Below are 12937 nucleotides of genomic sequence, written 5' to 3'. Positions count from 1 at the left end.
CTGTGCCGCACCCACCTGCCGCGACCGATCCGCCGGCCGGCGCCGCGCCGCGGACCGCGCTCGTCTGGATCACCGAATCCACCTGGCCCGCCTGCGTCGACGCGGCCCGCGAACGCGCCCCGCACGACGCCGTGGTGCTGCTCCACGTCAGCGACGACGAGGTCGCCGAGGCCGCCCACCGCGCGTATGCGGGGCTCCTCGGCCGGGGCCACCGCCCGGACCGCGACCCCGGCGCGCGGCTCGAAGCCCTCTCCGGCACGGCCGCGGCCGATCTGCTGGAAGCCGCCGCGCACCGGCTGGGCCGGCCCTGTGGGCTCCTGGAGCACCACGGGCGGGTGGAGCACGAGGTGGTACGGGCGGCGGCCGACGCGGATCTGCTGATCTGCGCGCGCGACGGCGAACGCGGCCATCCGGGGCCGCACAGCCTCGGCCACGCGACCCGCTTCGTCGTCGACCACGCGACGTGCCCGGTCCTGCTGGTCTGGCCGTACGGGGCGTAACGGCCCCGGCGGGGCGGTTCGGGCACCCGCCGGCAACGGCGCGGCGGGCCGCCCCGGGGACGTTCACCTGGTGGACGCGCCGGGGTCTTCCCGCTGCCATCCGCCCTCACTACCGTCCCGGACATGTCACCGGAGATGGAGCGCGGAACGATGTCGCGCAGAAGAGTACTCGCCCTCGGCTCGGGCGCCGTCGGCGCGGCGGCCGCCGGGTCGGTGCTGCCGCCGTCCCTCCAGGCGGCGCTCGCCGCGGGACCCGCGCCCGGCGGGATGCGGGCGATCAAGCACGTGGTCGTGCTCATGCAGGAGAACCGGTCCTTCGACCACTACTTCGGCACCCTGCGCGGCGTACGGGGCTTCGGCGACCGCAACGCCGTCGAACTGCCCTCCGGGAACCCCGTGTTCGCCCAGCCGGGCCCGGAGTCCGGCACCGTACTGCCGTTCCCCGTACGGGACGCCGCCACGACGCAGCGCAAGGACCTCCAGTACATCGGCGCCCTCGATCACTCCTGGGAGGGCGGCGCCACGGCCTGGAACGACGGCTGGATGGACCGCTGGGTCTCCGCCAAGACCGCCGCCACCATGGCCTACTACGACCGGCGTGACATCCCGCTGCACTACGAGCTGGCGGACACGTTCACCATCTGCGACGCGTACCACTCCTCCGTCCACACCTCCACGAGCCCCAACCGCAACCACCTCTGGAGCGGCTGGACCGGCTACGAGGCCGACGGGCGGCGCGCCGTCGGCAACGACGCGTACGACGAGGCGGCCCACCCCGGCTACCCGTGGCCGACCTACGCCGAGCGGCTGGAGAAGGCGGGCCGGAGCTGGCGCACGTACACGGAGTGGGAGAACTTCACCGACAACAACATCGAGTTCTTCACCACGTTCAAGGACATAGCCCGCAAGGCGCTCACCCGGGCCCGCGCCCTGCCCGGACAGCCCGGCGCCGCCGGCTTCACCTACATGGAGGCGTTCTACGCCGCCGTACGCGACGCCGACGCCGCCGGCGACACGGCCGGGCGCACGCGGCTGCTCGCGGCCCTGGAGGAGGGCGTCGCCACGCTCACCGCCCGCGAGCGGTCGCTCTTCGAGCGCGGGCTGCGCCGGGTCGAGACCGGGACGCTCGCCGCGGCGTTCCGCGCCGACGTGGCGGCCGGGACGCTGCCCGAGGTGTCGTACCTGGTGCCCTCCGCGGTCGACTCCGAGCACCCCGGCTCCTCGTCGCCGGTCGCCAGCGCCTCCCTCGTCTACCAGGTGCTCGACGCGCTCGGCGCGCATCCGGACGTGTGGCGGCAGACCGTCCTGCTGATCAACTACGACGAGAACGACGGCTTCTTCGACCATGTGCCGCCGCCCGTGCCGCCCGTCGACGACCCCGACGAGCGCTGGCAGGGCCGTCCCACCGGGCTCGGCATACGGGTCCCGCTGCTGGTCGTCTCGCCCTGGACCGTGGGTGGCTACGTCTGTTCGCAGGTCTTCGACCACACCTCCGTCATCCGCTTCCTGGAGCGGTGGACGGGCGTCGAGGAGCCCAACATCACCCCCTGGCGGCGCGCCGTCGCCGGCGATCTGACCTCCGCGTTCGACTTCCGGCGGGGCCGCGTGCTGCCCGAGGTGGAACAGCCGGGCGCGATCCCGCCGTTCACCGGCCGCTGGCACCCCGTACCCCCGGCCGAGCAGCGGATGCCCGTACAGGAGAAGGGCGCGCGCCCGGCCAGGCCGCTGCCGTACCAGCCGGACGCGCATGGGCGGGTGGCCGCGGACGGGCGGACGTTCACGGTCGCGCTCAGCAACACGGGCCCGGCCGGCGCCCACTTCGCGCTCTACCCGTACGCCGGTGAGTTCGCCGTCCCGCAGCACCGCGATGTAAGGGGCACGGCACAATGGACGGTGCCCCTTACCGGCCGGAGCGGTACGGACCGTGACATCTACCGTTTCACGATCACGGGTCCGAACGGCTTCCGCCGGGAGTTCTCCGGCCCCGTCGCCGGCGACGGGGCCGAGGTCGCCTCGTCCGTCGACCACCACGACCGCGATGTGCACCTCACCCTGACCAACCGGGGGACGCGTCCGGTCACCTTCACCGTGCGGCCCCTCGGGTACGTCGACGAGGCCGATCTGGACGGCTGGACGCGCCGGATCACGGTGAAGCCGGGGCGCAGCAGGCGCGTCGTGCACTCGGCGGCCGACGCGCACGGCTGGTACGACATCGAGGTCACCACCGAGGCCACCGCCGACGGCGCGGGCGTGCCGTTCCGCCGCCGGCTCATGGGGCACGTCGAGAACGGGCGGCCGAGCGTCGCCGGGTAGCCGGTAGCCAGGCAGCGGGGTGGCCGGGTGAGGCATCTACTGTGAGTAACCCCACCAAGTGGACAAAGGATCACTAAGGATCAATTCCGGCTGCGATAGTGGCTCTCCGTAGGTCACGCGTTCTTTGCGGGCTCCCCCCACGGGCCGTTCCCGGTAAAGATGCACGAACCACTCAGGGAGCAGTCCGTTGGCAGCCCTCGCGCGATGGTGCGTCACCCACCGGCTTCTCGCCGTCCTGTTCTGGCTGCTCGCGCTCGGCGGTACCGCGGCCGCCGCGGGGGTGATGGGGACCTCGTACTCCAACGACTACGAGGTCCCCGGCACCGAGTCCGGGCGGGCCACCCGGCTCCTGGACACCGCCTTCCCGGGGCTCGGCGGCGACAGCGACACCATCGTCTGGCACACGGAACGCGGCTCCGTCCGCGACCCCGGCGTCGAACAGCGGACGGGGGAGATGCTCGGCGAGGTCGCCGGCCTGCCCGGCATATCCTCCGTCGTGAGCCCCTACACGGCCGAGGGCGCGGAGCAGATCAGCGCGGACGGCCGCACCGCCTACGCGCGGATCACCTTCGACCGGCAGGCCGACGACATCCCGCCGGCGCAGGCGCGCGCCCTGGTCACCACCGCGACCTCCGTGGCGGAGGCGCCGCAGGCGGCGGAGCGGGGCCTCACGGTCGAACTGGGCGGCAGCGCCGTGGCCCTCACCGAGACCACCACGACGCACACCGCCGAGATCGTCGGCGTCGCCGTGGCGGCCGTCGTGCTCTTCCTCGCCTTCGGCTCGCTCGCGGCGGGGCTGCTCCCCATCGCGACCGCGCTCGTCTCCGTGGGCACCGCGTACGCGGGCATCGCGCTGCTCGGCCACGCGATGACGGTCGCCGACTTCGCGCCCATGCTGGGCCTGCTCATCGGGCTCGGCGTCGGCATCGACTACGCGCTGTTCATCGTCGTACGGCACCGCAAGGGCCTGCAGCGCGGACTGACCGTCCCCGAGGCCGCGGCGAACGCCGTCGCCACCACCGGCCGGGCCGTCGTCTTCGCCGGAGCCACCGTCTGCATCGCCCTGCTCGGCATGCTGATCCTGCGCCTGGGCTTCCTCAACGGGGTCGCGATCGCCGCCTCGCTGACGGTCGTCCTCACCGTCGCCGCCTCCGTGACCCTGCTGCCCGCCCTGCTCTCGTACACGGGCACGCGCGCGCTGAGCCGGCGCCGGCGCGCGCGGCTCGCCGCCCACGGCCCGTTGCCGGAACTCCCCACCGGGTTCGCCGTCCGCTGGTCCCACTTCGTCGAACGCCACCCCAAGCTGCTGGGCGCCGTCGCGACCGTGGTGATGCTGGTCCTCGCGCTCCCCACCTTCGCGCTCCACCTCGGCACCTCCGACCAGGGCAACAACCCCGCCACGGCCACCACCCGCAAGGCGTACGACCTGCTCGCCGAAGGGTTCGGTCCCGGCGTCAACGGGCCGCTGACGCTGGTCGCGCGTGTGGACAGTGCCGCGGACCGGCTCGCCATGGACCAGCTCCCCGACGCGCTCCGTGCCACGGCGGGAGTCGCCTCGGTCGGGCCGGTCGTCTTCAACAGCGGCGGCGACGCCGCGCTGCTCACCGTCGTCCCCGAGTCGTCCCCGCAGTCGCACCGCACCAGTGAGCTGGTCGACCGGCTCCGTACGGACGTCCTGCCCGCCGCGGCGACGGGCACGTCCCTCGCGGTGTACGTCGGCGGCGTCACCGCGAGCTACGACGACTTCGCCGACATCATCATCGGCAAACTCCCCCTCTTCGTCGGTGTGGTCATCGCACTGGGCTGTCTGCTCCTGCTGCTGGCGTTCCGCTCCGTGGGCATCCCTCTCAAGGCCGCGCTGATGAACGTGGCCGCCGTCGCCTCGTCCTTCGGAGTCGTCGTCGCGATCTTCCAGTGGGGATGGGGGAGCGAACTGCTGGGGCTCGGCAGCGCGGGCCCCATCGAGCCCTTCCTGCCGGTGATCATGGTCTCGGTGCTCTTCGGGCTCTCCATGGACTACCAGGTCTTCCTGGTCAGCCGGATGTACGAGGAGTGGCTGGAGACCGGCGACAACGCGCGCGCCGTGCGGGTGGGGCTCTCCGAGACCGGCCGGGTGATCAACTCGGCGGCGGTGATCATGATTTCGGTCTTCCTCGCCTTCGTGCTGAGCGGCGACCGCGTCATCGCCATGTTCGGCATCGCCCTGGCCACGGCGGTCGCGCTGGACGCCTTCGTGCTCCGGACCCTCCTGGTACCCGCCCTGATGCATCTGCTCGGCGGCGCCAACTGGTGGCTGCCGCGCACCCTGGACCGCTGGCTCCCCCGCATCAGTATCGAGGCGCCGGAACGCCGCGAACATGCGAAGATCCCCGTGCCGCGAGAGAGCGAGAACACGCCGCTCGTCCGGTGAACCACACCACCGGAGCCGCACAGGGGCGCGCACCGACCGCACAGGGGGATCACCATGTTCGCCGTACCACTGGGGGACGGGGCCGAACTGCGCCCACTGGAGAGCTGGCAGGCCGAGGAGTTCCTGGCCCACATGGACCGCGCCAGGGACCTGGTCGACGAGCACATCCAGCTCGCGCGGGCCGTCACCGACCTGGAGTCCGCCCGGGCGCTGCTCACCTCGTACGCGCAGAAGCAGGCGGCCGACACCGGGCGCCTCTACGGGATCTGGCTCGGCCCGACGCTCGTCGGCGGCGTGCTCTTCCGTGTCTTCGACGCGGGCACGGGGAACTGCGAGGTCGGCTGCTGGCTGGAGCCCGCGGCGACGGGGCGCGGACTGGTCACGCGCGCGGCCGGGGTCCTGATCGACTGGGCGGTCGGGGAGCGCGGGATGGAACGCGTCGAGTGGCTCGTCTCGTCGGAGAACGAGGCCAGCATCAGGGTCGCCCGGCGGCTGGGGATGACCCGGGACGGGGTGCTGCGGCGGAACTACCCGTACCGCGGCGTACGGCACGACACGGAGGTCTGGTCGGTCCTCGCCCCCGAGTGGCGTGCCCGAGCAGTGCGTCCGATGGAGAGATGATCACGATCGGGTGCGCTCAGGAGTGAATTTCCGCGTTCTCAGGAAGTTCTCATACCCGGCCCCTAGCGTGCGACGTATGAAGTCCACCCCCGAGACCCAGACCCCCGAGCCGGAGACGGCCGAGGCCCCCACGACCAAGGCGGCCGAGGCACAGGCCGACCTGAAGCCGGCCGGCGCCACCGGTGCCGCGGACGCCGCCGACCCGGCGGAGCAGCCCAAGGCGGACCTGAAGAAGAGCGACACCACCGCCGACGCCACCACGGACGATGCCCCGGCCGCCGACGCCGACGCCGACGCCGTTACCGGGGCCGACAAGGCCGACGGGAACGAAGAGGCCGACGAGGCCGACGAGAATGACGACGACCTCGACCTCCTCGACGAGGCCCCCGCCGCCGCGTCCGGTCTCGGCGCCGCCGCCGCGGCCGTCGTCGCCGTCTGTCTGGGCATCGTCGCCCTCACCGGCACCTGGACCAGCAGGGTCCTCGCGGAGCGCCAGGGCCTGGTGGGACAGCTCACGACCGGCCAGTCCGCCACCGCCGAGCAGCAGATCTCCGCGATCTACGGCGACGCCTGGCATGTCACGGCCGCCGTCAACGGCGGAGTGGCCCTGGTGGCCCTGCTCCTCGGCGTGATCGTGCTGACGCTGCGCCAGCGCGACGGCTGGGTACGGCCCTTCGCGCTCGCCGGTGCCGTGCTCGGCTTCCTGGGACTGCTCATTTCCATGGCCATGTACTTCGACCTGTTCGCCGCCCTGCCGACCACCGGCGCCTGAGCAGCCGTTCCCTCCTCCCTGCTTTCCCCCTCCTCCCCCCACAACTGTCCGCCCCTTCACGGCCTAAGGTCCCCGCTCCACTGCCAGGGCCTTAGGCCGTAGGTATGTCCGGCCCTGGTTTCTAAGGCCCCGGGGCCCGTCAAGATGCGGCACTCTCCCGATGCGGCCCCGCCCCCTGGGAGACGAAGGTAGAGGCATCACCAGATGCCCGACCGCCTTCGTTCCAGGGAGCCCCGGAATGTTCGAGTACGAACTCCAGAAGATCCACGCCGCCGAGCTGATCCGCAGGGCCGAGCACCAGCGGCTCGTCCGGGAGGCGGGCACGGCCCGCCGCTGGGCCCGGCGAACCGCCAGGAACGCCCCTGAGGGGCCGGTGAGACAGCGCCGTGGCCGGTTCGCCCGGGCCGTCTGAGCCCGGCCCCGGCACGCCGCACGGGCGGGTCCACGGGCCCGGCACGCTCATGGCCGGGCCCCCGGCCCCGACGTCCGCCGAATAACAAGTGCCGCGTTGTCAGAGGGCTGTGCGATGCTCGGCGATGTGGAGACCAGGTCGCTCAGCCCGGTGTTCGTCGGCAGGTCGGCCGAGTTCACCGCGCTCACGTCAGCGCTCGCCCGCGCCACCGCGGGCGAGCCCCAAGCCGTGCTCGTCGGCGGTGAGGCGGGCGTCGGCAAGACCCGCCTCATCGAAGAGCTGCACCGGGCGGCCTGCGACGACAAGGCCGTCGTCGCGATCGGCGGATGCGTCGAGATCGGCGCGGACGGACTGCCGTTCGCGCCCTTCTCCACCGCTCTGCGCTCCCTGCGCCGCAGGCTCCCCGACGAGCTGATGGCCGCGGCCGAGGGACAGCAGGACGAGCTGGCCAGGATCCTGCCCGAGCTCGGCCACTCCAGCCGGGACGCGCAGGGCGAGGACGGCACCGCCCGGCTCTTCGAGCTCACCGCCCGGCTGCTGGAGCGGCTGGCCACCGACCGTACGATCGTGCTCATCCTGGAGGATCTGCACTGGGCGGACGCCTCCACCCGCCATCTCCTCGCCTATCTCTTCCGCTCCCTGCGCCGCGGCCGGCTCGTCGTCATCGGCACCTACCGATCCGACGACCTGCACCGCCGCCATCCGCTCCGCCCGCTCCTCGCCGAGCTGGACCGGCTGCGCTCGGTCCGCCGTATCGAACTGCCCCGCTTCAACCGCGCCGAGGTGCGCAGCCAGCTCACCGGCATCCTCGCCGCCGAGCCGGGCCCGGACCTGCTGGAGCAGATCTTCGAACGCTCGGACGGGAACGCCTTCTTCGTGGAGGAGCTGGCCTGCTCCCTCGGGTCCGGCTGCGGCACCGGACTCAGCGACTCCCTGCGCGATCTGCTGCTCGTCCGGGTCGAGACACTGCCCGAGGACGCCCAGCGCGTCGCGAGGATCGTCGCCGAGGGCGGCACCACCGTCGAGTACCGGCTGCTGCTGGCCGTCGCCGGGCTCGCCGAGGACGAGCTGATCGAGGCGCTGCGGGCCGCCGTCGGCGCCAGCATCCTGCTGCCGACGGCGGACGGGGACGGATACCGCTTCCGCCACTCCCTCGTCCGCGAGGCCGTCAGCGACGACCTGCTGCCCGGCGAGCGCTCCCGGCTCAACCGGAGATACGCCGAGGTGCTGGAGGCCGACCCCTCACTCGTCCGCGCCGACGAGCGCACCACGCGCCTCGCGAGCCACTGGTACCACGCACACGACCCGGCGAAGGCGCTGCCCGCCGTCCTCCTCGCCTCGGTGGAGGCCCGCGAGCGGTTCGCGCACTCCGAGCAACTGCGCCTGCTGGAGCGGGCCATGGAGCTGTGGGACGACGCCCCCCGGGCGGTACGGGCCACGCTGCGCCCGCCGGACGACATCGAGGTCTACCCACCCTGTGGAGGAGCCTCCGAGTCGTCCCCCCTGCGCTATCTCGACCTGATGGCCGAGGCGACGGTCGCCGCGCGCTCCAGCGGCGAACGCGAACGCGCCCTGGCCATAGCCAAGAAGGCCATGCGCCTCCTGGAGGGCGAGTCGGAGGGGAAGGACCCGCTGCGCGCGGCCTGGTTCTGGATCCAGCGCTCCCGGCTCGTCCAGGACCTCACCCGCGGCGACGGCTGGTGCGAACTGGCCAACGCCCAGGAGCTGGTGCGCGGACTCCAGCCCTCCGCCGTGCACGCGGAGGTCCTCGCCAATGTCGCCTCCTGGGGCGCCCTGCACCGGCCGGGACCCGAGAGCCTGGCCGCCGCCGACCGGGCCGTGGAGTACGCCCGGCTGGTCGGTGCCGAGCGCACCGAACTGCACGCCCGGCTCACCCGGGGCTGGCTCACCGCCGACGCCGGCGGCATCGAGGCGGGCATCGCCGAGATGTACGCGGCCCGCGACCGCGCCGCCGAGCTGGGCTCCGTCGGCATGCAGGGCCGCGCGGCCAACAATCTCCCGTCCACCCTGGAGAGCATGGGACGCTCGGAGGAGGCGGTGAAGACCGCCCTGGAGGGCGTCGCCTTCAGCCACCAGCGCGGACTCACCGACACGGAGGCATGGGTCCGCACAAACTTGGCCCAGTCCCTCTTCTCGCTGGGCCGCTGGCCGGAGGCGGACACGGTCCTCGACGAGACCGTGGAGCTGGCGCGCTCCAACAAGGCGCGGGCCCTGCTCGCCGTACGCCGCGCGGAACTGGCCCTGGCCAGGGGCGACTTCGACGAGGCGGAGCGCCAGGTGGAGCTGAACCGCGGCTTCCTGGGCACCCACGACCTCCAGCCCCAGCACATCATCACCCCGGCCCGGCTGAAAATGGTCGCCCTGGCCCGGCGCGGCGCGCTGGCCGAGGCGCGCGCCGAGTTCGAGCGGATGGCCACGGGCGGCTTCCCGCTCGGCACCCACCGGTACGCACTGCCGCTGCTCTGTACGGCGGCGGCGATCGAGGCCGACGCCCGGGGGCTGCCCGGCGCCGAGGCGGGCCGCGCGCAGGTGCTGGCGGCGGTCCGCACCCACGCCAAGCGGCTCCCGACGCTGGTGCCCGTCTGGGCGGCGTACGGGCTCATGCTGGAGGCCGAACTGGCGCGCGCGGAAGGTGGGAAAGGGCCGCGGCCGTGGGCGCGCGCGGTGGCGGCCCTCCACGACCTCGACCGCCCCTACGAACTGGCGCTCGCCCGGCTGCGCTGGGCGGCGGCCCTGCTCGACTCGGGTTGCGACCGTGCCGAGGCGGCGGCGCTGCTCGACCTGGCGCACGCCGCGGCCGGGCGCCTCGGCGCGCGTCCGCTGGCCGAGGAGAGCACGCTCCTCGCCACCCGGGCCAGGATCACCCTGGGAGCCGGCCCCGCGACCGGGTCGGGGCGCCGCCCGGGCGGCGCGTCGGACCGGCCCCGGACGCGGCGCGGCGGCGACGCGAGCGGAGGCGGGAGCCCGGACACCGCGGCCGACCCGGTCCGCGAACTCGGGCTCACCCGGCGGGAACAGGATGTGCTGCGGCTGGTCTCGGCGGGCCACAGCAACCGCAGGATCGCCGAGGAGCTGTACATCTCCCCGAAGACGGCCAGCGTCCACGTCTCCAACATCCTGGCCAAACTGGGGGTTTCGGGCCGTACGGAAGCCGCCGCGATCGCCCACCGGCTGCGCCTCTTCCCCGAGACACAGGTCTGAGGGACAGCAGTCTGCGAGATACCGGTTCGAGAAGGGACTCCGCCCCTTGAAGGGGGCTATTCCGCGTCCGGTGGCTGGTCCGGCTCGTCCGCCGTTCTTATCGTGACCTTTCCGGAGGCCAGGTCTATCGGCCCTCTGCCCGGGTCATTGCCGTTGACGTCCACCCGGCTCAGTTCCAGCCGCTTCTGCTCCTCATGCGTGTGTTTGCGACCCGGGGCGAAGAGCTCCTCGATCATGTTGAACACAGCATGCCCACCCTCCTGAAACGACCGCCCGCACCTCGCGGAGTTACGAAACCTCCAGCAGCAGGATCCGGTCGTCCCCCGACCGCGGTGTGCCCCGGTTGTCGGTCTCGCTGGTCACCAGCCACACCCTGTTCCCGCCGGCGGCCACCACCGTACGCAGACGGCCGTACTCCCCTTCGAGGAACGACTGAGGGTCGGCCGAGGATTCCCGGCCCGCCAGAGGAATTCGCCAGAGCCGCTCGCCGCGCAGTCCCGCCATCCAGATCGAGCCCTCCGCGTAGGCGATACCGCTGGGCGACGCCTCACTCGTCGCCCACTGCTCCACCGGGTCGACGTAACCCGCCTTCCCGGCCTTCCCCTCGGCGGTCGGCCAGCCGTAGTTCTTTCCCGGCTCGATCAGATTCAGTTCGTCCCAGGTGTTCTGCCCGAATTCCGCGGCCCACAGCCGCTTCTCGGAATCCCAGGCCAGGCCCTGCACATTGCGGTGCCCGAGCGAATAGACCAGCGAATCCGGCTCCGGATTACCGTGCACCGGTTGGCCGTCCGGAGTCATCCGCAGAATTTTTCCGGCCAGCGATTCCCGGTCCTGGGCGAGCCCGGTGTCCCCGGTCTCGCCGGTGCCCGCGTAGAGCATCTTGTCCGGTCCGAAGGCGATCCGGCCGCCGTTGTGGATGGTGCCCTTGGGAATGCCCCGCAGCACGGTGTCGGGGGCGCCCAACTGCTGCCCCGCGGGCTTTCTCGTGTCGTGGAACATCCGCGCGATGCGGTTGTCCCCCGCGGTGGTGAAGTAGGCGTAGATCAATTGGTCCGACGCGTACGTGGGGGAGACCGCGATCCCGAGCAGACCGCCCTCCCCGGCCGGGGCGACCCCCGGCACCGATCCCATCACGGTCTTCCCGCCCGTCTCGGCGTCGACCCTCGTGATCGTCCCCTCGTCGCGCGAGGAGACCAGCAGATCACCGTCCGGCAGCGCAGCGAGCCCCCAGGGCGAGGCGAGCCCCTCGGCGACCGTCGACACCACCTTCACCGAGCCCTTGGCGGGGGCGGCGGACGGCGTGGCCGCCGCCTCCCGCGACGCCGACGGCGACGCCGCCGTCCCCGAGGAGGGGGGCCGCTCGAACGCCGGGCCCACCCCCTCGTCGGAGGAGCACCCCGTCGCCAGGAGAAGGGCGGCGGCAGCCCCCACGGCCGTCCCTGCTGAACGCTTCACGGTCCCGGTCCCTTCAACGGCTGCGGTTCTACCTGTTCTTACACCGCGAGCCCCCGCGAAGGTTCCCCAACCCGTGGACCGATGTCGCCGATCCGGGTCCCGCCGAGGGCCCGCGGAGACTCCCGCGCGGCCCGTCCCGGGTGCCGGCCCCGGCCCCTCACTCCCAGGACGCCCGCACCGGCGGCAGCGCCGCTATCTCGGCCACGTCCCGCTCCGTCAGCGCCAGTTCCGCCGCCCGCGCGTTCTCCACCGCCCACGGCTCCCGCTTCGTCCCCGGCACCGGTACCACGTGCCGCCCCCGTCCCAGCACCCACGCCAGCGCCACCTGCGCGGGGGTCGCCCCGTGCCGCCGGGCCACCCGCCGCAGCCCCACCACCAATGGCTGGTTCGCGGCCATCATCTCCGCCGTGAACCGCGGATGGCGGGCCCGTACGTCGTCCGGCTCGAATCCCTGCCCCGGGGTGAGCGTGCCCGTCAGGAAACCGTTGCCGAGCGGCATCGCCGCCAGGAAACCGATGCCGCGCGCCTCGCACCACGGCAGCAGCCGCTCCAGCGCCTCCGGCGACCACACCGACAGCTCCGCCTCCACCGCGCTCACCGGGAACACCTGCTGCACGCGCTCCAACTGCCGGATCGTCGCCGCGTGCAGATCCTCGCCGGGCCCCCGGCGCGCCGTCCGCGCCCCCGCCCCGGCCGCCCGCGCGCCCACCGCGCACAGCCCGAGCGCCCGCACCTTCCCCGCGCCCACCAGCTCCGCCATCGCCCCCCAGGTCTCCTCGACGGGCACCTCGGGATCGGCACGGTGCAGCTGGTAGAGATCGATCACATCGGTCTGGAGCCGCCGCAGCGAGGCGTCACAGGCCCGTCGCACATACTTCGGGTGGCCGTTGGCGACGATGTGCTGATCACCCACGAGCAGCCCGCACTTGGTGGAGACGAAGGCCTCCGCGCGCCGCCGCCCGAGCACCCGTCCCAACAGCAGCTCATTGGTGAACGGGCCGTACATGTCGGCGGTGTCGAGCAGGGTCGTACCGGCGTCCAGCGCCGCGTGCACCGTGCGCAGCGACCGGTATCCGTACTGCTGGGAGGTGGTGTAGGCCCAGTGCATCGGCATGCAGCCGAGCCCGACCGCGCCCACTTCGAGCGCCGCCGCACCGATTGTCCTGCGCTCCAACGCCGTACCCCTCCCTCGTGCCGCCCTCAAACTAACCTCATCCACCTGCGGATCCCGC

General features: G+C 72.9%; 10 protein-coding genes. 7 read left to right on the top strand and 3 right to left on the bottom strand.

The features are described 5' to 3' along the window. Positions 1–2: 2 nt before the first annotated feature. The 7 genes from AB0P17_RS19125 (at position 3) to AB0P17_RS19095 (ending at position 10250) form a co-directional block, all read left to right on the top strand. Positions 3–500, top strand: coding sequence for a universal stress protein (locus AB0P17_RS19125; RefSeq protein ID WP_365812391.1), 498 nt, complete (start codon positions 3–5; stop codon positions 498–500). Between the two features lie 150 nt (positions 501–650). Next, positions 651–2813 carry a phosphocholine-specific phospholipase C gene (locus AB0P17_RS19120; protein WP_365812487.1) on the top strand — a complete coding sequence of 721 codons (2163 nt, stop codon included), beginning with the start codon at positions 651–653 and terminating at the stop codon, positions 2811–2813. 187 nt (positions 2814–3000) lie between these two features. Next, positions 3001–5223 carry an MMPL family transporter gene (locus AB0P17_RS19115; RefSeq protein ID WP_365812388.1) on the top strand — a complete coding sequence of 741 codons (2223 nt, stop codon included), beginning with the start codon at positions 3001–3003 and terminating at the stop codon, positions 5221–5223. Between the two features lie 54 nt (positions 5224–5277). After that, positions 5278–5844: a GNAT family protein gene (locus tag AB0P17_RS19110; RefSeq protein WP_365812386.1), complete on the top strand. Its 567-nt coding sequence runs from the start codon at positions 5278–5280 to the stop codon at positions 5842–5844. A gap of 76 nt (positions 5845–5920) precedes the next feature. After that, the gene (locus AB0P17_RS19105) at positions 5921–6616 is read left to right on the top strand and encodes a hypothetical protein (protein ID WP_365812384.1); all 696 of its coding nucleotides are present in this window, start codon (positions 5921–5923) and stop codon (positions 6614–6616) included. 238 nt (positions 6617–6854) lie between these two features. After that, positions 6855–7028 (top strand): hypothetical protein, encoded by a 174-nt coding sequence (locus AB0P17_RS19100; protein WP_365812382.1) that lies wholly within the window; start codon positions 6855–6857, stop codon positions 7026–7028. Between the two features lie 114 nt (positions 7029–7142). Beyond that, the gene (locus AB0P17_RS19095) at positions 7143–10250 is read left to right on the top strand and encodes an AAA family ATPase (protein ID WP_365812380.1); all 3108 of its coding nucleotides are present in this window, start codon (positions 7143–7145) and stop codon (positions 10248–10250) included. A 56-nt stretch (positions 10251–10306) separates the two neighbouring features. On the opposite strand, the gene AB0P17_RS19090 is transcribed toward AB0P17_RS19095, so the two are convergent. From AB0P17_RS19090 to AB0P17_RS19080, 3 genes are all read right to left on the bottom strand, one after another. After that, on the bottom strand, positions 10307–10486 hold the full coding sequence (locus AB0P17_RS19090) for a DUF6191 domain-containing protein (protein WP_365812377.1): 180 nt from the start codon (positions 10484–10486) through the stop codon (positions 10307–10309). A 52-nt stretch (positions 10487–10538) separates the two neighbouring features. Beyond that, a complete protein-coding gene (locus tag AB0P17_RS19085; RefSeq protein ID WP_365812374.1) occupies positions 10539–11705 on the bottom strand; it encodes a PQQ-dependent sugar dehydrogenase in 1167 nt (388 codons plus the stop codon). Positions 11706–11862: 157 nt separating this feature from the next. Next, complete coding sequence (locus AB0P17_RS19080) at positions 11863–12879, bottom strand: aldo/keto reductase (protein ID WP_365812371.1); 1017 nt, start codon at positions 12877–12879, stop codon at positions 11863–11865. Positions 12880–12937 lie beyond the last annotated feature (58 nt).

Origin of the sequence: Streptomyces sp. NPDC088124, from assembly GCF_040685895.1 — a bacterium.
Taxonomy (GTDB): domain Bacteria; phylum Actinomycetota; class Actinomycetes; order Streptomycetales; family Streptomycetaceae; genus Streptomyces.
The sequence above is the reverse complement of the archived record's forward strand: the minus strand, read 5'-3'. Positions and strand labels throughout refer to the sequence as shown.

Excerpts from the sequence above, each read along its gene's own strand:
- AB0P17_RS19105 (WP_365812384.1), top strand. The coding sequence starts at position 5,921 with ATGAAGTCCACCCCCGAGACCCAGACCCCCGAGCCGGAGACGGCCGAG.
- AB0P17_RS19090 (WP_365812377.1), bottom strand. The coding sequence starts at position 10,486 with ATGATCGAGGAGCTCTTCGCCCCGGGTCGCAAACACACGCATGAGGAG.
- AB0P17_RS19120 (WP_365812487.1), top strand. The coding sequence starts at position 651 with ATGTCGCGCAGAAGAGTACTCGCCCTCGGCTCGGGCGCCGTCGGCGCG.
- AB0P17_RS19100 (WP_365812382.1), top strand. The coding sequence starts at position 6,855 with ATGTTCGAGTACGAACTCCAGAAGATCCACGCCGCCGAGCTGATCCGC.
- AB0P17_RS19095 (WP_365812380.1), top strand. The coding sequence starts at position 7,143 with ATGCTCGGCGATGTGGAGACCAGGTCGCTCAGCCCGGTGTTCGTCGGC.
- AB0P17_RS19110 (WP_365812386.1), top strand. The coding sequence starts at position 5,278 with ATGTTCGCCGTACCACTGGGGGACGGGGCCGAACTGCGCCCACTGGAG.